General features: G+C 53.5%; 25 protein-coding genes. 15 read left to right on the top strand and 10 right to left on the bottom strand.

The genetic code is table 11. The features are described from left to right. The 4 genes from BMY98_RS09615 to BMY98_RS09600 all read right to left on the bottom strand — a co-directional run. A partial coding sequence (locus tag BMY98_RS09615; RefSeq protein ID WP_175514155.1) for a DUF6531 domain-containing protein occupies positions 1 to 941 on the bottom strand: 941 nt, incomplete at its 3' end. A 2-nt stretch (positions 942 to 943) separates the two neighbouring features. Continuing rightward, positions 944 to 1411 (bottom strand): DcrB-related protein, encoded by a 468-nt coding sequence (locus BMY98_RS09610; RefSeq protein WP_074887915.1) that lies wholly within the window; start codon positions 1409 to 1411, stop codon positions 944 to 946. A gap of 35 nt (positions 1412 to 1446) precedes the next feature. Then, positions 1447 to 2052 carry a hypothetical protein gene (locus BMY98_RS09605; RefSeq protein WP_074887913.1) on the bottom strand — a complete coding sequence of 202 codons (606 nt, stop codon included), beginning with the start codon at positions 2050 to 2052 and terminating at the stop codon, positions 1447 to 1449. Beyond that, positions 2049 to 3902 carry a type VI secretion system Vgr family protein gene (locus BMY98_RS09600; RefSeq protein WP_074887910.1) on the bottom strand — a complete coding sequence of 618 codons (1854 nt, stop codon included), beginning with the start codon at positions 3900 to 3902 and terminating at the stop codon, positions 2049 to 2051. Before BMY98_RS09600 ends, BMY98_RS09605 begins: the two co-directional genes overlap by 4 nt. Positions 3903 to 4651: 749 nt before the next feature. Between BMY98_RS09600 and BMY98_RS09595 the strand changes: the two genes are divergently transcribed. The 4 genes from BMY98_RS09595 (at position 4652) to BMY98_RS09580 (ending at position 8918) form a co-directional block, all read left to right on the top strand. Beyond that, positions 4652 to 5983, top strand: coding sequence for a DUF6861 domain-containing protein (locus tag BMY98_RS09595; protein ID WP_074887907.1), 1332 nt, complete (start codon positions 4652 to 4654; stop codon positions 5981 to 5983). Further along, complete coding sequence (locus BMY98_RS09590) at positions 5980 to 6483, top strand: SMI1/KNR4 family protein (protein ID WP_074887904.1); 504 nt, start codon at positions 5980 to 5982, stop codon at positions 6481 to 6483. Before BMY98_RS09595 ends, BMY98_RS09590 begins: the two co-directional genes overlap by 4 nt. Positions 6484 to 7710: 1227 nt before the next feature. Next, a complete protein-coding gene (locus tag BMY98_RS09585; protein WP_074887901.1) occupies positions 7711 to 8634 on the top strand; it encodes a hypothetical protein in 924 nt (307 codons plus the stop codon). Next, positions 8631 to 8918: a hypothetical protein gene (locus tag BMY98_RS09580; RefSeq protein ID WP_074887899.1), complete on the top strand. Its 288-nt coding sequence runs from the start codon at positions 8631 to 8633 to the stop codon at positions 8916 to 8918. The genes BMY98_RS09585 and BMY98_RS09580 overlap by 4 nt, the downstream gene beginning before the upstream one ends. Before the next feature lie 2 nt (positions 8919 to 8920). Here BMY98_RS09580 and BMY98_RS09575 read toward each other — a convergent pair whose 3' ends face one another. Next, positions 8921 to 9391, bottom strand: coding sequence for a hypothetical protein (locus tag BMY98_RS09575; protein ID WP_074887896.1), 471 nt, complete (start codon positions 9389 to 9391; stop codon positions 8921 to 8923). A gap of 18 nt (positions 9392 to 9409) precedes the next feature. Beyond that, positions 9410 to 9952, bottom strand: a complete 543-nt coding sequence (locus BMY98_RS09570) for a CbrC family protein (RefSeq protein ID WP_074887892.1) — start codon at positions 9950 to 9952, stop codon at positions 9410 to 9412. Positions 9953 to 10341: 389 nt separating this feature from the next. Between BMY98_RS09570 and BMY98_RS09565 the strand changes: the two genes are divergently transcribed. The 4 genes from BMY98_RS09565 (at position 10342) to BMY98_RS09550 (ending at position 12203) form a co-directional block, all read left to right on the top strand. Continuing rightward, positions 10342 to 10875 carry a hypothetical protein gene (locus BMY98_RS09565; RefSeq protein ID WP_074887889.1) on the top strand — a complete coding sequence of 178 codons (534 nt, stop codon included), beginning with the start codon at positions 10342 to 10344 and terminating at the stop codon, positions 10873 to 10875. A gap of 178 nt (positions 10876 to 11053) precedes the next feature. Continuing rightward, entirely contained in the window at positions 11054 to 11317 is a 264-nt protein-coding gene (locus tag BMY98_RS09560; RefSeq protein ID WP_074887886.1) for a hypothetical protein, read from the top strand. A gap of 141 nt (positions 11318 to 11458) precedes the next feature. After that, positions 11459 to 11758, top strand: coding sequence for a hypothetical protein (locus tag BMY98_RS09555; RefSeq protein WP_074887883.1), 300 nt, complete (start codon positions 11459 to 11461; stop codon positions 11756 to 11758). 127 nt (positions 11759 to 11885) lie between these two features. Further along, on the top strand, positions 11886 to 12203 hold the full coding sequence (locus BMY98_RS09550; RefSeq protein ID WP_074887880.1) for a hypothetical protein: 318 nt from the start codon (positions 11886 to 11888) through the stop codon (positions 12201 to 12203). A gap of 279 nt (positions 12204 to 12482) precedes the next feature. Here the strand turns inward: BMY98_RS09550 and BMY98_RS09540 are convergent, their stop codons facing one another. Next, the gene (locus BMY98_RS09540; protein WP_074887873.1) at positions 12483 to 13223 is read right to left on the bottom strand and encodes a hypothetical protein; all 741 of its coding nucleotides are present in this window, start codon (positions 13221 to 13223) and stop codon (positions 12483 to 12485) included. A gap of 321 nt (positions 13224 to 13544) precedes the next feature. On the opposite strand from BMY98_RS09540, the gene BMY98_RS09535 reads away from it, so the two are divergent. The 7 genes from BMY98_RS09535 to BMY98_RS09505 all read left to right on the top strand — a co-directional run bounded on the left by BMY98_RS09535 (position 13545) and on the right by BMY98_RS09505 (position 16790). Beyond that, positions 13545 to 14078, top strand: coding sequence for a hypothetical protein (locus BMY98_RS09535; protein ID WP_074887870.1), 534 nt, complete (start codon positions 13545 to 13547; stop codon positions 14076 to 14078). Positions 14079 to 14355: 277 nt separating this feature from the next. Next, positions 14356 to 14658 (top strand): hypothetical protein, encoded by a 303-nt coding sequence (locus BMY98_RS09530; protein ID WP_074887944.1) that lies wholly within the window; start codon positions 14356 to 14358, stop codon positions 14656 to 14658. A gap of 61 nt (positions 14659 to 14719) precedes the next feature. Then, positions 14720 to 15028, top strand: a complete 309-nt coding sequence (locus tag BMY98_RS09525; protein WP_074887867.1) for a hypothetical protein — start codon at positions 14720 to 14722, stop codon at positions 15026 to 15028. A 22-nt stretch (positions 15029 to 15050) separates the two neighbouring features. Then, positions 15051 to 15410, top strand: coding sequence for a hypothetical protein (locus BMY98_RS09520; RefSeq protein WP_139214461.1), 360 nt, complete (start codon positions 15051 to 15053; stop codon positions 15408 to 15410). Between the two features lie 149 nt (positions 15411 to 15559). Then, the gene (locus BMY98_RS09515) at positions 15560 to 16090 is read left to right on the top strand and encodes a hypothetical protein (protein WP_074887863.1); all 531 of its coding nucleotides are present in this window, start codon (positions 15560 to 15562) and stop codon (positions 16088 to 16090) included. 45 nt (positions 16091 to 16135) lie between these two features. Next, complete coding sequence (locus tag BMY98_RS09510; RefSeq protein ID WP_074887860.1) at positions 16136 to 16321, top strand: hypothetical protein; 186 nt, start codon at positions 16136 to 16138, stop codon at positions 16319 to 16321. Between the two features lie 205 nt (positions 16322 to 16526). Continuing rightward, on the top strand, positions 16527 to 16790 hold the full coding sequence (locus BMY98_RS09505; RefSeq protein ID WP_074887859.1) for a hypothetical protein: 264 nt from the start codon (positions 16527 to 16529) through the stop codon (positions 16788 to 16790). A gap of 419 nt (positions 16791 to 17209) precedes the next feature. On the opposite strand, the gene BMY98_RS09500 is transcribed toward BMY98_RS09505, so the two are convergent. The 3 genes from BMY98_RS09500 to BMY98_RS09485 all read right to left on the bottom strand — a co-directional run bounded on the left by BMY98_RS09500 (position 17210) and on the right by BMY98_RS09485 (position 20265). Further along, entirely contained in the window at positions 17210 to 17941 is a 732-nt protein-coding gene (locus BMY98_RS09500; protein WP_083398756.1) for a hypothetical protein, read from the bottom strand. Positions 17942 to 18248: 307 nt separating this feature from the next. Continuing rightward, positions 18249 to 18917: a hypothetical protein gene (locus BMY98_RS09490; protein ID WP_139214460.1), complete on the bottom strand. Its 669-nt coding sequence runs from the start codon at positions 18915 to 18917 to the stop codon at positions 18249 to 18251. 619 nt (positions 18918 to 19536) lie between these two features. Then, positions 19537 to 20265 (bottom strand): hypothetical protein, encoded by a 729-nt coding sequence (locus BMY98_RS09485; protein ID WP_074887851.1) that lies wholly within the window; start codon positions 20263 to 20265, stop codon positions 19537 to 19539. Positions 20266 to 20436: the final 171 nt, after the last annotated feature.

Below are 20436 nucleotides of genomic sequence, written 5' to 3'. Positions count from 1 at the left end.
CCGGGCTCGATGTCGACAAAGGGCACGCTGCGGCCCTGGTTGTCGGTAAGGTAAACGAAGCTTCCGCTGCGGCGCAGGCTCTGCTCCCAGGGCAAGACCCAGCCCTGACCCAACACGCTGTCGACGGTCAGGTCGCTGGCATAGAAGCGGGACCATTCAATCGGCATCAGGCCCGGCAGCACGAAATCGGTTTCGCCTGAGTCCAGCAACAACTTGCGGCCAGTTGTGAGGTCGACGGGATTGCCAATCATCCCGCCCAAGACTTTCCCGACTGCCGGGCCAATGATGTAGGTGCCCGTGAGGTAGCTCGCGGCAACGGTAGCGCCGAAGCGCAGTGCGCACGGCCCTGCGGCCTTCAACCCTTGCGTCAGCCCCAGCTTGGCGACTGATACCAGCGCTTTACCCATCGACGCCACGATCATCAGCACGTCGACAACGACGCGAAGCCAACCCGGAATTTCGTCGTCGATGTGAAGGTATTGAACCGTGCCGCCCCCGATGAACACATCGTCCGAGCCGCCTGAAATCCTCGCACCACAGGTCAGCCTGTCATCCTTGCGCGCTGCAGCCACGCTGTTGATGAAGACGTTGGATGAACCCTCGGCGACCTGTACAGGCGCAGGATGCTTTTCGCACCGGCCGAGGCTGAGTTCCACGTGCGCGGCATTGCGGTTGTTGATGTACACATCGGTCGAGCAGCCGGGGAGCTGGATCTCCCCGGCCGGCGAGCTGAACATCTTGCCGAAATACTCCCCCAAAGCCGGCAGCGCGCTGGCGAGAAGCCCCAGAGCGATGGGCATCAGGAAAGCAGCGGTGCCTCCCGAGCACACCATGGTGGCGGCATAAGCGGCAATCGCCAAACCGACGACTGCGCCTGCCAGAAACCCGGCCAGTGCGCCGGTGTGTTCAATTTCGTCGTTCCATCGAGCGGCTTCGAACATGGTTATTCCTGCTCGGCGTTTTCAGCAGGGGAATCCTGGGTCTGGCGGGGTTGGAAACTGGCGAGCAGTTGCAGCCAGCTTTCAGTTTGTGCGGCGCTGAAGTCTGTCTGGCTCGTGGTGGAAAACACCAGAATGCGACCTGGCTGAATTTCAAATCCGGCCTGACGCTGGTAATAAGGTCGACCGGCATCCATGTAGTAGCCATCGATCTGGATACCGGCCAACGGCTGTTGTGCAGACAACGTGGCGGGCTTCTTTCCCAGAGAGGTGTAGCCGCGCAGTTTTGAAGCAATCAGTTTTATCTGACGATCGATGTAGGTATTCAGGTCTTCCGCAGGGAGCATGTTGTCACGGGAGACGGTGACGTTCAGCGGCGCGGGAATCGTAGTGCCAAGCACGAACATGTTGACCGTGCGGTCCTGAAAGCCTTCCGGCAGTACGATCGATCCTTCCTGAAGCTGATAGTCCATTGGAGGCGTGTTCCATAAGTAATAAGAAAAAGATTTCAGCAGGCGGCGATGCGGCCCAGCATTTCGTCGAACTCGATCAGCCAGTTGGCAAATGCGGGCTGGTCGGGATTGATCACCGTCGACACGCTGAACCACTGACGCTCGTTACCATTGGCCGGCGCAATGATTGCGCTGGTTGCTCGACCGTGCCGACGTTCCTGGCCTACCTTGAACGCGTAATCCAGTGACACTGCGGGGCTACCCGCCAACAGGCAATCATTCTGGCGGACGACAGTGACGTCGCTGTGGTGCTTACGCAGGTTGTCGACGTAGAGCTCGGTAGATCGCTCCAGCGTCAACCCTTCCGGCGCCGGGCGACGTTTCGCGCTGAACATGACCGGGTGGCCTTCCCGCTCAAGCGTCATGTCGAGATCCCGAAATGCCAGGAGTTGTGGCATCAACAGGGCCAGCCCGGCAATCTTCAGTTCATTGCGCGAGGGTTCCAGTGCCAAGACAGGCGCGGGCTCATGTGTGATCGCAATCGCCGCCACAGCGGCAGCCTGCTCGGCTTCCTCGCGAGCAAGCGCCTCTGCTGCGAGGCGCTTCTCCGAGATGCGGTCATACATACTGGTGCGGGTGCCTGGAATCGACGAGTTTCTCATTTGTTGATATCGACCCGTTTGCCGTGAACGAAGGTGTCGTTCTTTCCGAAAATATCGACCGAATCGCTGGTGATCTCGATACGTCCATCTGTGATCTTGATACTGCTGGATCCCACCTGAAGGATGATGTGCGTCTGCGCACTGATCTGAACGAATTGCTTATCGACCTGAATCGTCAACGAGCCTTCCTGAACGTTCAGTGCCGTGTCTTTCTTGATTACTTCTGTGTGAGTGCCAGTGACGGCGATCTGGCGATTGCCGCCCACCTTGTGCGTTTCATCCGCCTCGATCTCGGTGTCCATGTTGCGTTCGGCGTGCATGATGATCTGCTCGGCGCCGGACTTGTCCTCGAAACGGAAGAAGTTCGCCGTACCGCCGTGCCCCTTGGTCGAGCGCGTCAGAAAACCACTCTGCGTCTTATTCGCCGGCAACGACCACGGCGGGGTGTTCTTGCTGTTGTAGACACTGCCCATGATCAGCGGACGATCCGGATTGCCGTCCAGGAAAACCACGACAACCTCATCGCCCACGCGCGGAATCTGGATGCTGCCGAAACCGCCGCTGGCGCCCGACTGGGCGACGCGGACCCAGCAGGAACTGTGGTCGTTGTACTTACCGTTGCGGTCCCAGTGGAACTGGACTTTCACGCGGCCTAGTTCGTCGGTGAAGATTTCTTCGCCCGGCGGGCCGACGATGATGGCGGTCTGTGGCCCGGAGATCGTCGGGCGTGGCGTGGACAGTTGCGGGCGGAAGGGAATCTTTTTGCGCACGCAGGAGAAGGTGTTGTAGTAGCTCGCCTGATGGCCGTTCAAATAGTTGTTGTGGCCTTCGCTTTCGACGCCCATCAGCAGGAACTGACGATCGTCGGCGGAACCTTGATCGTGGTCGTAGTGCTGCACCAGCTCGAAGGTATAACCGGGCTTCATTGCGCGGCAGTTGCTCGCCCCTTCGAACTTTTTGCCGCGTATTTCCAAGGCTTCCATGCGCAGGCGCAACAGGGTTTCGCCCTCGTCGTAGGTGCCGTGGGTGTACTGGCCGGGGAAGTCGTAGATCTCGAACGTTTCGACGTCGCCCTGCTTGTTCAGGCTGTTCATGCCGACGGGCAGACGGTTGTTGGGCTGACGATAGTCGAAGGTCTGCACGGCCATCTTGCCCGCCTGCAACTGGCGGTTGCCGCTCCACTTGGTGATGGAGTCTGCGGTCTCGGTGACGGACGCGGTGTGGAAGCGGATCTGCGGTTGTTCTGGCAACGGCTGCAGCATGCTGGAGTCGTCGCAGATGATCATGGTGTGGCCTTCGGCGGTGTGCTCGAAGTAGTAAAACATCCCTTCTTCTTCAAGCAGACGCTGGACGAAGTTGAAGTCGGTTTCACGGTACTGGGTGATGTAGGTGTAGCGCTTTTGCGGCTTGGTGAGGCGAAATTCGTGGTGGGAGAACGCCGGGCACAGGGCGAACACTTGGGTCACCACTTCCTCGACGGTATTGCCCTGAAAGACCCGCGTGTCGAAGCGGTTTTTCAGCATCGAGAACCAGGGGTTGAGCGTCGCGGTGTAGCGGGCCATGCCGCCGTCGCTGCCGGTGCTGGCAAACCGCGTGAGGTAGCCGGCGATATAGCGCGGCGTGCTGTCGGCCAGTTCGATTTCGATAGTGACCAACTGCCCCATCATCGACTTGAGCTCGACGCCTGAGTCTTCGCAGATCAGCAGCAGCTCGAAGCTATACGCCTGGGACAGCGCTTCCCGACCTTTGAAGGATTCGAGCAGCAGTTGCTGGTCCGGACTGGCGAGGTTATTGAACTTGAACAGGCGCCGGTTCTGGGGCGAGAGCAACGCGGCAAGGTCCATCATCATGAAAATCTCCTGGATGGCACGGGGTAGAACGCTACCGCCATGCTCAGCAACAACAGGTTACGAGCCGACAAGGGGGCCGGAGCCCTTGTTGCATCGTCGCTTACGGGTAGATGACGCACCACGGGGCGGGTTCGCCATCGACCGTGGGCACATTCCTACAATCACGTAGGACCCGAGCTACAGACGCTTCTTTAAAACAACAGTCTCGGAATCGACGGTTAGGTCCGCGCGCATGTGCGCAATCGGCAGCACCGCCACCTGGTTCCGGGTAAAAATTCAATTGCTGGACACTGCGACCGCGCTGCAATGCGAAAGTGCCACCAGGCACTGGAATTCGCGAACGACATCACAGTCTCGAAATCGTTACAGATGTTTCACAGCGGCAAAGGAGACACTTATGCGCATCCCGCTGTCAACCCGGTGAATCGATTTTGCGGAGCGTCGCGCAACATGGTGGATCCCGTTTGAAATTTCTTAACCGGCGGGTGAATGTGTCGAAGTGCCCGTAATCACAGGCGCTTGCCGGGGGTTATAGGCATCAGTTGGTTGAGTGAAGGTGTTCTGCCATCATTGCCGAGTGTAAAAAACATGAGAAAAATGCACGGGGCTGGAAATTAAATCGTACTTTAGCGGTCGATAGCGGACTTGACGTCTCCTGCTGGCAACGTGCTAGCTATAACGCCCAGCCGCAACCGACACGCTCATTCAAAGCGCTCCATGGCGCCTCTCTCCAGGACTGTGATGTGTAAATGGACTTTTTAGCCAACATACCTAGCTGGGACGACATCGAGCGAAACCTCGACCATAAATTCGGCGCGCTTAATCAGAGCATCGATCAGGGTCTGCAGAGCGCCAACGACGGTTGGGACGGTATGAGCCGCCGAGTCAGCAATGGCGTGAGTCAGGCTTACGGCTACATCGGCGGAGCCCGTATCGATCACCTACAGCAGGCGATGGCCCTCTCCTACCCGATAGTGCTGGACGACCTCACGCGCAAGTTGGCGTCGATCAACATCACTGAAATCCTACCGGTGCTGCTCAAGCTGGTGCGGGAAGTGGTGATGATAATGGGTGGGAGCGTTGCAGTAGGCGCCGGGATTGGAGGCGCAGTCGGCTCCCTTGCTTTCGGCGCGGGCGCACTACCGGGAGCAGCGGTCGGCGGCAGTATTGGCTTGGAAGTGGGCAATATTATTCTCATGGCGCTGGGATTGGCGTCCATTGCCGAATACTTCTGCCAAGGCGCCGCTCCATGCGCGATGAATTTGTATCACGGAGTCGTCACCGCATGGCACGCCGAAGATGGTTTGAAACCCCCAGGTCTTGACCCAACCGGCGGTTCAGCCGCAATGATCCAAGAGCGGACCGAACGTGCCGCCCGACAACTCGCAAGCGGGCAAGAGCAGTTGGTCCTGTTGCTGCTAACCGCCATCGTGGCGTTTTTGATGGGCAGATACTCGTGGAACGCTGGGGAAAGCGTCGCGACTCGAAGTTTTAGGCTGCGATCCGAAATAACGAACAAGGAATTTGCGGAGTGGTTGGCGCGCAATGAGCAGGAGCTTCTTAAACTGCAGGAATTGCAGCCGAAGAAACCTGCTCAGTTGGTCCGGCCACCAGCCAGCCCGGAGCCGCAAGCTACTCAAAGTAGCGTTCAGGCGGAGGCGAAAAATCTCCCAAATGGCTCCCGAACCCGACTGCCTAGAACCAGAGGGAAATGGGGGCCAGACGGACAGGGGATCCCTGGCGAAAGCAATTGGTACTCCCAAATTCCTGCAGTAAACGAAATCACGGGGGGCAGACCAATTCCGTTTTCTAACGGCAGACCTGACTTTTCGGAATGGTCAAAGGGTGTAATCGAATTCGAACCTGGAGTGCTCGACGGATCTCAAGCCGACTTCAAAGCGGTGTATCTAAAGATCCAAGAAGCTAAAGGCTTAGACAGCCCGAACGCCGCAAAGCAGTTACTCCGGCAGCTCTCCCTGACGCCGCACCACCTTGATAGCGAAACAATTCAATTGATACCATCCAGTCTCCATGGCAATATTCCGCACATTGGATCAGCATCAGATTTGAGAATAAAATGAAAGAAATCAGCAAAGCCATTATTGAAAAGCTAGGTGCCCAACCCACACCATCAACTCCGCGCACAATTCAGAAATCCCTTCCAGCAGGCTGCACCCTCAACAAGACTTTAATTGACTTAGAAAGCGACTTCACTCAAGGAATCATATTCACTCGAGGCGCTAAGATACGAACAGGCGTAAATACTTATCATCTAGATATAATTTACGGTGAAGCCCCTGATGAAAACAACATATACTACCGCAACGAGATGTACGCAGACAGGATACCTAAAAACACTTATACATTCGGCGAATCACCAACAGGCGATCAATTTTGTCTAAACTGCTTAACGGGCGAGATCTATTATTGGGTGCATGATGCAGCCGACGGTGAAGTTGATACGTTCGTACTGGCCTCAAGCATTGATGTTTTTTTCAAGGAGCTAAATGCCGACGAGTCGACTGACATGGAAGCGTTGGCAAAAAGCAAAAAAATAACCAAAATTCAACTAGACTTTTAAGTCACTTAGGCTCATTTGGATATTGCAAACTAGAGGCAGCCGAGCTCGCTCATTCCTTTTAAGACTTCCAACGAAGAAGGATGCACCGCTAGCGAGGTAATGGTGAAGAAGAGCGTCATTGCTGTTTAAGCTTGAAATTAAAAGCAAAAATCCCGGTGTGCGACTTTTTAAGAGTAGCAAAATGGAAAAGGTTGGAAAAAGGTCGCCGACCCAGCTTCGTACCAGAGGGTTCCTCTTAGGTGTATACAAAGTAACTCACCAAACATACCAATGAGAGGTCATAAGATTGGCCGGCTCTATCACTAAGAAGAATCTGATACTGAAATCGCCAGGTAGATACGCAGGACGATGCCATGCGGTATTATCCGCGTCCATGTCGTGGGCAGTAGAACATTTGTCACGGATTAAACGAGCACACCAGTCTCCTAGACTAACGAGTTTGGCGCGCCATGCCCCCCGACTACGCGCGGAAAAGCGATAGCTCTCACGCTTGATCCCAGATGCGTTTTTCCGCACTCCGCCACCTCAAACGTGTTGTACAAATCACGCTATAAAGCCAAGAAAATTGTCAAGGTGAACCGGTGTGTTACAAGAGTTACCTAACTCAGCAGATCCAGAAGGTACTATGCGGCCAAGCCAATTAACGCAGCAACCTTCAGACCGGAGACTTTCAGAAATTAATGGGCGACCCATTGCAATCAAATGGAGTTCAACTGAAAGGATCAGGAACTCAGAGATGACGAACAGTAGCCCGATATGCGCAATCATGACCCGCATGTCCGCGTTGCTACGTGCCAGTAATAAAGACAGATGGGCGGAGCGTCTCGATCAGTATCGAGCAGATCTAGCCACGGCTACAACTTCGCCCTCTCACAGATGATCGGACTGTATGGAGGAATGGGGTCCCTGACTCACATCGTTTTGTACTGCGACGGACAGCTCTTGATCGACGAGAACAATGAGTTTGCCGAATTGCGGACCCGGTTATATGAGCTCTGCATGCAACACTAGCCATCCCTATACCCCATCGCTGTCATATCTGCCGCTGACCAACAGCGTTGGGGGATTGCTCAAACAAGCAGACCGGGCATAGGGAGCATTGATAGTAATCAAGCCGGATATGCGGTCAATCCAGCTACAACGCCCCACGCTTTAAAAAAAGCACCATCTACCCTGCCCCGCGCCTAAGGCCGCGCATTCATCCCAAAGACAAGGACGCAAACACTCATGCAACCAAACAACTTCCACACTTCTTCCGACACCGGCGAGCTGATCGCAACGTTCCGCCAGGGCAAGGCCTTTTTGATTTTCGGCCTGATATTGGCCGTAGTGTTTTTGGGCCTCGCCGCATTCGTGTTCTATCTGAGCACGATTGTGCCAATGGGCGATAACGGCCCGGTCACGCTTCACACGTCCCGCGGGATGACCATGAATTTCGCCAGCCAGGACGTCGTATTTAGTTTCACGACCGGCTTGTTGGCCCTTATCGGTCTATGCCTGTTGGGTACCACCGCTTGGCACAAGAAGCTGCGTAATACCGACTACGAAGTTTATGGAAACGGCATCGTGCGCATCACTAAAGACCAGCGCGACTACACGGCTTTTGCCGAGATAGAGGACTTGTACCTGTTCAGCTCCGGGCAAACTGTATTGACGGGCCTGATCACAAACCTGGCCTATCGTCGCAATGCCTCAGAGCCCTTCCATCGGGTTATCGATACGTTGAAAGACTTCCAGGCATTTCAGGAGCTGGTCCGAGACTTACACGTACGGGCGCGGCTGCCGGCCGTGGCGGAAGCGCTGGAGGCGGGCCAGTCGGTCACCTTCAACTGCATCAGTTCAAAGCAGGTCTGGGGCAAGCGAGTAACGGGCAGCTTCCTTAAAGTGACCACGGCGCCAATTCTTCTGAGCCGGGACTTCTTCGAGTACCAAGGCAACAGAGTGCCGGTGTCGTCACTGCGCACGGTAGACCTCAACGCCTGGACCGAAAACGTAGTGATCAAGGACGAGAACGGCAAGCCCGTATTGTCAACCATCGCCACCGGCATCCTGAGCCATGACCTGTTCCTCAGCACGCTCGATGTCGTATTGGCGGTTGAAGAGCAGGCACGCAAGCCAGCCGCTAATGTTTTTGAGATGAACGTCCGATGATGATCTATCGCGGCGCAGGCTGGATGACGTTGTTCACACCATTAGCGATGTTGATGTTAATGATGTGGTTATGGCCGGATTCCAGCGTTAAGCCCGGAAATACATCACTCATGCAACTCTTGATGGGGTTGGGTATTGGTTCAGCCATCAACGTTGTCCTGGGCTTTGTGTTGAATCGCGAGCTTCACCCCGATGGTGTTCGCCACCACTTCTTTTTCATACCGATGCAGTGGCCGGCGCTGTTGATCATGCTTGCCTGCGCAGTGATCGCCTTATTGAAATAAGCTCACCGACTGCTCGGCAAGGGCGGTCGGGTTTCGACTTGTTCAAGGCTTACACGGTAAGTGCTGTAAGTGTCCCCGTCTTTCAGGTAAAGGTCGCTGCTGTAATCCGAGATGGCTCCTTTCAGCTTGATATGCAGGCCGTTGGGGACACGCTGGATTTCCACGTCTTTCAAGTCGGTGTCCGAGACCAGGAAGGGCGGGGTCTTGCCCAAATACACCTTCATGGTTTCGTCAGTCGATTCACGATGATCCATGTAGAACTTTAGCCACTTGGGATCTGAACGGTCCCTCGCCTCCTCTACGATATAAAGCCACTCCCCTGGTATGAAGTTTTGCTTCAGGACTATTTGAGGAGGAAGCTCAGGTTTGTGGATGTAGCCATAGATAAGCGCCCCTACAAGGCAGATCAGGAAGAAAATCGCGAAGTACTTTTTAAGCCTGAGCTTGAGAGCTAGCCATTCTGCTTTATTCATAGACTTCAATGGTCGGCGTCAATGGTTGTCTTGATAAGCGCCCAGCGTGGCGCAGTGGCGACATCTGAACAGGTAGGCGGTCGGGCCATGATCCTTATCCAGGGCATTGAAAAACGCTTGCCACTGCGGCCCCTCCTCCAATCCCGTTGAGTCCTGAACGGCGGCGATGGCTGCCGGGCCCATTTCAATCAACTCTTTGTGGCCGGCCTTACCGATGAATTCGGCCGCGTCGTCGCAGTGAGTAAACCAGCATTCTTGCTGCCACCCGCTGAAACCAGGCGTGCGCTGACAGACTTCGGCGATCTGCGCCTCGCTCAGCGTGTCATAGCCATCCAGGCCGATACTTTCGTCATCCACAAACGTCGCGCCCAGACGCTGGTGCGCACTCCCGTCTGCAATGCACCAAGGGCAGATAGAGTTTTCGTAATCCTCAATGGCGTATACCGGCCCTATGTAGATGTAGCCGCGGGCCTGATTGCAACTCACGCACGTGACGGAAGAAGGTTGCACCGAACCGGTACCGACGGGATCGGGATGGTAGATAAAGCGGGGCAGTGTCATAAACGTATCCTTGGTGATTGCTTAATCGCATTCTTACACGCTAATTGAATCGAGCAAAAAAATGGCGGATTGCTCATCCAGGTGACCATAAATCGGCACATCTCCATGGCGATCAGCGAACACGCGCTTGGCTTGGAAACACAGCTGCGTGAGGAGCAAATTCACCATAGCTAATATCTAGCTTCAAGCTGAGGAGCTCATCCTACCCGGCCGGTACGCATCACCGGTATGCTAGCTGGAGTATGGTCACGTGCCCCGGGTAGGCCTTGGGCCCTGGAAACGAAAGGATTAATCATGCCAGATGCCACCCCCGCTATGAACCGCAGGGAAACCGCCAACAAAAAAGAGGTGGCCATCCGTGCAATTGACTGCGCAAGGACGTGAACCCAATGACAGATAACCTGGACAATGTGTTGCTGATCGCGCTAGCGGACGGCGCACTCGACAAATTTATCGTCGGCGAGCCTTTCTATTTTCAAGAAGCTAAGAGAGACACAGACGAACCGCAAAACGTGAGCGCGGCCTTCAACTTGCTGGTGCTCGACTATTGGACAAAGACTAAAGATAAAACGTTTCCGGGCGAATTAGTAACAGCAATGTTGATAGTTCTGAAAACCTATCCAGACAAAAATCGAGCGATCTATGCTGTATCTGACTGGATCTGGTTGTACCACGATTGTTTGGCCCAAAAGAGGCTAAATCCAAATGGCAAGTATCGTGAGCTTTTTGAAATGGACACAGACGTCGTCGCAGGTATGCTTAAGCAGGAGTTGGAGGTTAACAAAGCTGAATTGATTACCGATACTCGGTGGGGAGGCGCGTCGTGGAATAGTAAGCAAGGGCTCTGGGAGCCATTGATGCGCTTGGCATCATGGGTCCGAGATAAGCTTGAAGGTCCGAATTTCGTGCCTAACAATCTTTAGCGATGCCTTCGCCACATGGCACTTTCGCTTGAAGCTTTGACAGAGGCATGCCGGGCCCGTGAAAGCTGATTGTAATTTCAGGACCTGTGACCTTAGTTGAAAACTTTCACTCCATTATTGATCCCGGCAAATTATCCGCGGATCGATTTATGAACACTCTACTACCGAAAAGAACCTTATGAAATTTACAGACATTTACTTTAATCGCGAGGAGCGCTTTTCCCTAGGTATTGAGGAGTCCTCGGGGAAAATTTATGCTTCAATTCCGGTGACTAACGGCACGACTGACTATGAAGAGTATTACGAGATTAGTCATGCACAGCTCGAACTATTTAAAAAGGACCTTAACGCTGCATTAGCGTTTGTCACGAAATGTCGAAACAGACAACTGGACGAGTTGCTTATCCAAAAGCCTGGAGATGTGAGAGGTTCGCCTGACTGACACTCTCAAGCCAAACATAGTGATGGCAGCAGCTGCTGGAAATGGATAACCTCCGGTACCCAGCAGCACGGCGTTCTACTTTATTCCAAATCGCGGAGATTGGTCATCCGTCAACCCTATAGGTCCAATCAGGAATTAACCATGAACATTCCAAGACTCAAAGAACTAGCCATTGCCCTTGAATACCAGCTGTTGATACATTCCAAGATAGATCCAGAAGCCGTGGCTCTTCATGCTGACTTGAAGCCATTATTGATACAAGCAAAAGCTGGCACCCTCACGAACCCGCTTGAAGTGCGAGACGTGCCGGGACGTTATCGCTTTACAGAGAGAAACCTCCAGCAATATCGCGACCTGGAAAATGCATTCGCGGATTTTTCGATTGAGGCAAGAGGAGGAGAGACGCCAGCTTTGAAGTGGCTTCGAGAACAGATGAAGTGACAACCTGCATTCCACCGATACGTGCTAGCTTCAGCTGCACCCTTCGCTTGTCTCCCTTAAAACTACGCGCATGAACGTAAACGTGCTCTGCCCCCGGGCGGGCACCAGAGATCGCAGGAAATTAGCGATGAATATCACCAAACTAAGAAGCACTGCCTTAAAGCTACAACATCAGCTCGATGAATACTCAGAGATAGATCCCGAAGCTGCTGCCCTCTGTTCCGATTTAAAGCCGTTATTAGAGCTGGCAAAAGCGGGCAACCTATCCGAACCCATTCAGATAGGAGCAGTACTTGGCCACTATCGGTTTACCGAGAAAAATCTTCAGCGGTACGGCGAGCTTGAAGACACGTACGCGGATTTTTCGATCGAGGTGACGGGCGGCGAACCACTGTCGCTGAGCCTATGGATCGAATCCAGGAATAATGGGCAGAACGGTGAGTAAATGCTATCTCGACTGTTCTCGCCACTATGCGCGCGCGCGTGGTAACCACATCGATCAGCGCCACTAGGTCAATACATAGCCATAATCGAAGCCAGGGCCTTAAATGCCCTACCCGGTATCAACGGCTGCAGAGGGACAGTAAGGAAGGCAGGTTTGCTTCTGTTTCGCTTGGGCCAATGCGTGTACGCCTCAACGGCGCCCCTTTCTGCCTCCACGTTGTGCTGGGCTTTGTCTTGAGTCGAGAGCCTCACCCCGACGGCGTTCGCCGTATTCATGGATTCAGCTGTAATCGAAAGTAAACAAAACCAAGCGCTCAATTGGCTCGTAGAACATGACGATCAGGTCTGCGCCGGCCGTTCGGTAATGCCAGCCCGGAACGCTCGCCACGTGGAAAAACCGTTTGCCCGCAGGACTCAGCGGATAGACATTCGTGTCGCCGCGGTCTGCATCGATCTCAACGATCTGCATCGGAAACTCGACCGTTTCCACCCAGTTCGCGACCCCATCGACTTCACCGCCCAACTGCGAGACGAACTCGACCGGATAAAGCGGGTCGCCCTGCTCGCGCGCCAGCACCCCGCTGGTGTTAAAGCGCTCGACGGTACTGATAAACGCACTGTGCTGTTCAGCGTAGTGCTGCTCCAAATCTGCTCTCGCGCCTGGATGAGGGTCCGCCAGGTGCGCGTTACCCTCATGCAGAAAAAAATAGCGCGGGTCGCCGCACAAGCGGTAACGCCCGTGCTCGACCGCGAAGCCGATCCAGTTGGTTTTCAGCAAATCACCGTGGCACCCGTCCCACTCGGTCAGCTCGCCAACAAGGCTCTCGTAGGGCTCCAGCGGGCTGAGCATGTGCAGCACGCCCGACCACTCGGGATTTACGGTGCTGATATCAACGCTGAACAAAGGGTGCAGATGGTTGGCCAGCTCCAGTTGATCGGCGACAAACACGTTTTCAATCGGAGGGAACGGCGTCAGGCCGGCGGGGACTTTGGTGAAGTCGGGGGTGTGATCGTTGGTCATCAGAAGTTCTTCGTTGTGGGTCACATGGGTCGAGGGCTTTGACTTAGCGAACACGCGGCTGGCTTTTGCACCATAGCTACGTGCGCAGCAATTCCATATGAACAATACCGGGCTTCACGCTGTGGCGCTCATCCTACCCGGCCGGCGCGCATCGCCGGTATGCTAGCGGGAGTATGGTCACGTGCCCCGGGTAGGCCTTGGGCCCTGGAAACGAAAGGATTAATCATGCCAGATGCCACCCCCGCTATGAACCGCAGGGAAACCGCCAACAAAAAAAGAGGTGGCCATCCGTGCAATTGACTGCGCAAGGACGTGAACCCAATGACAGATAACCTGGACAATGTGCTACTTGTCGCGCTAGCAGACGACGCACTCGACAAATTTATAGTCGGTGAGCCTTTCTACTTTGTAGAGGCTAAGACAGATACAAAAGAACCACAAAATGTGAGAGATGCCTTCGACTTATTAGTGCTCGACTATTGGACAAAAACCAAGAATGAAACCTTTGCGGTCAAATTTGCAACAGCAATGTTGAAGGCTCTGGACACCTACCCAGACAAAAATCGAGCGATTTATGCTGTATCTTACTGGATCCAGTATTACCAATATTGCCTCATCCAAAAGAAGTCAAATCCAAACGGCAAGTATGGTGCCCTTTTTGAAATGGATACAGCTGGCATCGCAAGAGCGTTCAAGCACGAACTTGAGGTCAACAAAGCTGAATTGATTAATGATACGCGGTGGGCAGGCGAGTCGTGGAACAGTAAGCAAGGTCTCTGGGAGCCATTGATGCGCATGGCGTTAGGCGTTCGGGACAAGTTTGAAGGTCCCGACTTCGTGCCTGATAATCTCTAGCGGGACGTTCGTCTATTGGCATTTGCGCCGATTCGAAGCGTGTTTCCATGAATCCGCATCACCCTCAGATCACAGCCTGCGGACTGCGGCCCGAACGCCACGAAGGTGCGGTTACCCAACCATCAGCAGAGCCGTGGCGGCTCGCTTCAACACCACTTGAGCAGCGAGGGCTAGAGGATGACTGAAATCCCGTTTAGACCGGCAACTTGCCGCGGAGCGCTGACCAGCAGGGTCAGCTTTTGTAATGCGCAGGAAGGCAGTTTTGAAGAGGGCCGCGATGAATAAAAACAAACTCCAGGCATCGGCGCGTGAGCTGCAGCGCACGCTAGATAAATACGCAGTCGTTGACCCTGCCGCAGCGTTACTATCGGGTTCGCTTCAGGACCTTATCGAGCGGGCCGAGCGATGCAGCATTCTTCAGGAGGTGGAAATCGGAGATATCCCAGGCTACAAGCTGCTCTCGGAGACCCATCTCCAAGGCTACAGTGATTTGTCCGAAACATACGCTGCGTTCTACATTGAGCTTACCGGCGGCGAGTCCGCCGCTCTCAAAGCCTTCAAAGCGAGACGCGGCAAGTAACACGCCCGAACGCACTATCTACAAAGGATTTCATGCACAGCTGCATGCGAAGGAATTCACCATGAGTAACAACAAACTTCACGCTGCAGCGCTGAACCTGGAAACCGAGCTCGAGGCGCATGCCGATCTCGATGGTGAGGCAGCCGAGCTATACGCTGACCTGAAGCCTCTGCTAAAGCTCGTCATGGAAGGGGCGATTACGACTCCTTGGGAGTGGGGCCAGATTCCGGGGCGATACCGGTTTAGCGAACGAGGCCTCCAGGCGTACGAACCGCTTGAGCAGGCGTTTGCAACTTTCTGCATTGAGCTCACGGGAGGAGAAACGCCGGCCCTGAAATGGATGCGTGAATTCATGTCTCAAAACGACTAGGCGCTGATGGCGTTCGGTTGGCTTGAGCAACGCCCGCTCTCCTCAACCGGCGCCCGTCACCGGCATGCTGCCGGCAGTTTTGGTCACGTGGGCCGGGGAGCTTCTGAATCTTGAAAACGGAAGAAAAGTCATGCAGGACGCCACCACCATGAACAGCAGAGAAACTGCCAAACAAAAAATAGAAGCGGCCCTTCGTGCAATTGACTGCGCACTGACTGACCGGCCGCAGGCGATTTTTGAGATCACCACCGAGTATCAACTCATTCGCTTCAAAGCAGTACTACTGAAGGCTTTACACCTGATTTCCCGAGGCGAGATTCCGGAACTGATCAGCCATCGTAAGCTCGGGATGGCTAGAGTCATTACGGATCAGTGGCCTTAGAACCTGTCACTGGGTCTTATCATAATCGAAGCCGAACACGCTTTCGAAGCGACCTAACTGATGTAGTCTCCCTCCAATTAAGCAGCCCGCGCAGACCACGCCGTAAATCACCCTCGTTCACGCGCCACACGCTCACGATGGAGAACTGAATGGACAAGGAACCTGCCAACGTACTTGAGCTTGCATTGCATCACGATGAATTCGACAGATTCCTCGCAGGCGAGCCCTTTTATTTTCTCGAGACCAAAGACGACAACGCCGACCCTCAGAATGTTGTCGTAGCTTTCGATCGGCTGTTCATGCCGCAATTTAACGCCCGTAACGCTTCATTCTCAGCGAGTTTTGTTCAGGCTTTGCTGAAACTGCTCAACCATTATCCAGATCAAAATCGGGCGATCTATATGGCTCAAAGCTGGATCTGGTGCTACTGCTACTGCCTCGCGAATAAAGAAGCGCAGCCAGACGGGCCATATGCAGCGCTGCCCAAGATTGATTTGAGTGCCGTCTCAGATATCCTCAAACGACGCTTGGTCGAACGCAGGGCTGAGTTGACCGCCGACCAACGTTGGGCGGGCGCTGCGTGGAACAGCGAGGCAGGCTTGTGGGATCCCTTGGTGCGCACAGCACACCACGTCCGGGACAAGCTTAACGGCCCTGACTCCGTTCCTGATGGAGCATAATCATTTGAAGGATTGACACTGGGTCATCGGGTCAGGAGCGGCAACATGAGAGCAATCAGCAAAAGAATGTCTGAGGTACTCGGTGCTCATTGCGCAAACCCAACCTCTCGCCAGATTGACGAACCTCTGCAGGAGGGATGTGTCATTAACTGGTTAGCGCCAGACGGGGCAAGCGATAGCGAAGCGTTGGAAAAGAGCAAAAAGATCATCAGCATCGATTTGTCCTTCTGAGATATCACTCTTCAGGGCGGTTCGCCCAGGTGGCATGGTGAGCGCGAACGAACTGATTTTTCGCGGACCGGGAAAGTGACATCGGTGATCTGTCCATCGCGATGCCTGCCGCGCTTCTGCACAACGTGATGGAGGACACCTGCCGGCATAAATAAGAGGTATCCGCGCCTCGAATTTTAAAGACTGATCTATCGCAGAGGATCTTATGAAATTTACAGATATTTACTTCAATCGCGAAAAGCGCTTCTCACTAGGAATAGAGGAATCTTCAGGAAAGTTCTATGCTTCATTTCCGGTGAGAAATGACATGATTGAGTATGAAGAATATTACGAAATTGATCGCGCGCAACTTGATCTATTCCAAAGTGATCTGAATGCCGCACTGACGTTCGTTACCAAATGCCGCAACAGACAGCTGGACGAGTTGCTCATACAGAAGCCCGGAACTAGACGAGGGGTAGCTAATTAACTCGCCGAATCAATTCACGAATATGGCAGCGTCTTGAGGACTGGAAATTCTCAGCACTGAGGCTACTTTGTCCCAAGTTTTTTACGATGCCAACGACAAAGGTGGTCGAGGCTCATGTGTAAATCATCCCTAAAGGTGACATAGCCATGGCCACTCGTGAACTTGGCCCCACATCAGATACACATTTAGTGATCTACCCTACCGCGGCGGCGCCGCAGGTTCAGGGTCAAGGTCTTCATGAGGATTCACCAGATCCAGAGGGCACTACAGAGCCAGACGGCCTACTAGCTACGTCAAGTGGGGAACAAAATCACCTATAGTTACTCCAGCATTCTGGTAGAGCCGATTGCCGGAATCCCGTTTGTACCGGATACCTGCCGAAGGTATTGGGAAATACGGGCTACCATACCCCGAATGGCCTAGGCGTCCGTCGAGGCGCACCTAGAGGCAACCCAGGTGAAAAATCTACTGATCCACCACCGACCGCGCGCTTCGCGGATGCCGTCGATTTCCATAAACGTGTAGCGCACTGATGTGGTTTTTTCTTTTATGCTCAACGTGCGCAGGGCTCTAACTGAATGACGCAGGTGGTAAAGAATCACTAAAGCGCAGGTCGTCAGGACGACCGCACCAACAACTCCCGCTGCGGGTACCCCAAAGATTTTGACGAAGATAGTCGCGACTAATGTGGAGGCACCAGCCAACAATGCAGCCGGATACCTTGCTGACTTACTCTGACTAATTCTCGGCACTACCTTTACCTTGTTTCCACTGTATTCAAACGGATGAAACGACGGTTTTGTGCGCGCGATTATAAAATAAGTCAAAAATACTAAAGCCACGGGTAACAATCCTGCAATGAACGCCTCGGCACTTGCCAAGTCCCATACGTCGGCGGCGGAAGAAAACGCAACACTGCTTGCCAGCACGATCAGAAAACTCTGCACACTTGCTAAGACCGACCACAAATAAAATGTAAACCTCTCGCAAAAATAGATCAGGTAAAGAAACCAGCTAAGCTTCAAGATAAAAACAAATAAGTAGACACACCAGAAGAACGGTACAACAGAGAGCCCTAAAACCATAGCAAACACGAGCACACTGAAACAGACCCAAGCACCACGCTTAAGATAATCGGAGCCCAAAATCATCAGCCATCACCCTTTTCAACGCTTCAACGCATTCTTTATCTGTTTGCTTCAACCCTATGGATCAACAAATGTTCCAACCCAATCCATACCTCCCAAGCAACGACTGATTTGTTAGAGGTCCTGCGTCCGTCGCCAGCGCGCCATTGGGCAGTTTCGGATTGGCATAGCCTAGACTCGATCAGCCGTACGCTCTGCGGCACGAGAAACGCTGCGAGGTTCATGATCATGTAAATCTCCTTTACCCCTTAAGCGAACACGCGAAGAGACAATTCAGCGTGCGCAGAATCACCTAAAGTCACGCACCTGGTCACTGGTGCCTGGAACTAACCCACTTGAACAACCTACTGATCCACCAGCGGCTGCGCGCTTCACGGATCTCGTCGATTCGCTTGAAGGTGAATGGAGCTGCCATGGACTTCTCCCGAGAACGGAGGGTGCGCAGGCCGCTAATCGCATCCCGTTCATAAAGCATAAGGGCAACACAGCCAAAAAAGACGCCCAACACCGCGACGGCGCTAGACGTGAGCGATGACACAGAGTTAATCAAAAGAGCTGATACCACGGTGCCGATACCTGCAATAAGACCGGGACCGTAATCACTGCTTCGGATAGCGACACGTGAAACCTTGTTTCCATCGGTTTGAAAAGGAAAACTCTTTCGAGGAAAAAAATAGACAAATGCGTAAATCAAGGCCATCAATGCCACGAGCCCTATATTTGCAATGGCGGCTTGGGATCTCGAAGCGTGCAAATCTACGACAAGCGCGACATGGGCTAGACCCGCCGCAGCGACGCCAAATGAGAATACAAATGAGGAAAACATGCCGAGTGTGAAAGAGGTGAAACTTTCACACCAGTAAATCATATAGAGCGCATATAAAAACAATAAGGCCACGAAACCGAAATATAGCCAAGTACATTCAGGAAAGTTAGCAGGCCCAAACGCACCTGCGCCCACGACAAACAGAAAGGTCAATAGGGGGCCTCGTTTGATTGTACGCGGGTCTGGATCATACATCGTATTCATTGAACCAGATAACTCCAATCCGCACATTAATGATGAATCCCCGGTCGCTCTATCAACGCTTGTAGCGAACGATCGCTTTTCGAATAAAAAAATTGCAATCGGCGGCAACTGTCCCCGTAGTTGAATTCCAAGCCTTGCAACAGGCTGCGAAAAGTATTCAGGAAGTCGGACCTCTCATATCTTCGCAGCGCCTAAACTGCGAAGGAGGTCACAGTCTCAGAATCGTTACAGGCGTCACCGCGAGAAAGGAGACACTTTTGAGCATCTCCCTGTCAACCCGGTGAGTCGATTTTGCGCAGCGTTGAGTATCGTGCTTGGGAGTTCCAGCAGTCCGCCTCGTCGCAGGAAGACTGCGCAGCCAAACGGTCTCTGGTTTGTCGAAATGTGTTAGACGCGCACCCATCGGCGAATGGGCACTGGCTTCTGCCCTGCAACTGCCTTCCGGTTCCATCCCGCCGGACTATCGGATGACGTCAACCGACACCGCGCCGTTTCCGTCGCTATAACCGTTCACAAATCAGCGACGCGAGATACCCACCAAACCAAGTCGAGACGAATCATCGAGCAATCAGTCATCCTGCGACGCCCTCCAAGACGCGATCAACGCAAACAATCTGCCCAAATACCAACGCCTCCGCGCTTGGCGGATTTGGTCAATTTGCATGAACGTGTAGGGCGTAGGCATTGATTGTTCTTGAAGGCGGAGCGCGCGTAGCCCCCTGATGATGTGCCGAGCGTGAAACAACGCGGCGATGCAAAACGCCTGCAGTCCAACCATAGCGACCATTGCACCAGTTAAATGGCCGAGTGAATTTATAGTAATGCTTGCCGCCAAGGTTGTAGCTCCGGCAACTAACACGGGATTATACGAGGCAGGTGATCGCTGCCTATCCTGATACCTCGGCTGGACTTTTAGCCCGTTATATTCGAACGGATGAAAGGATGGTCTACCTCTGGCCAGTACATAGTAGGTCAGCAGCGTGATACCGACCGGGGCGCACCCTAGCAATAAGGGCAAAAGACCCACTTTGCCCCAGATGCTTCCTGCAGCGACATACGCGACCGAGCAGACTGGTAAACAAAACGCGCCTAAAAACGCCACCACCAGCGAGATCATATAAACGGTAAATCTCTCACAGAAATAAACCAGGTAGAGAGTCCACAAAATCGCCAGCAGCGCCACCACGAGGTACAGACGCCAGAAATATTCAAGATTGGATGGACCTAGGGCCATCTTGGATAAAAGGAATGTTAGCAATGTGCAACTGACCTTCTTGAGATTATGCGCATCAATCATTACCGTTCCCTAGCCCATAAGCACATACATTCATCGTCGATCACTGACGGTTGACCAGACAAAAACTCGACCTCATTCGCTCCGCCTTGCTCAACGACAACCAACCTGTGTAAAGCTTTGCGCAGCGAGCTTTACCAGATATTGCATAATGCGGCAGCGCTAAAGCTGCTT

The sequence above is a fragment of the Pseudomonas graminis genome (genome assembly GCF_900111735.1).
GTDB classification, from domain to species: Bacteria; Pseudomonadota; Gammaproteobacteria; order Pseudomonadales; family Pseudomonadaceae; genus Aquipseudomonas; species Aquipseudomonas graminis.
The sequence above is the reverse complement of the archived record's forward strand: the minus strand, read 5'-3'. Positions and strand labels throughout refer to the sequence as shown.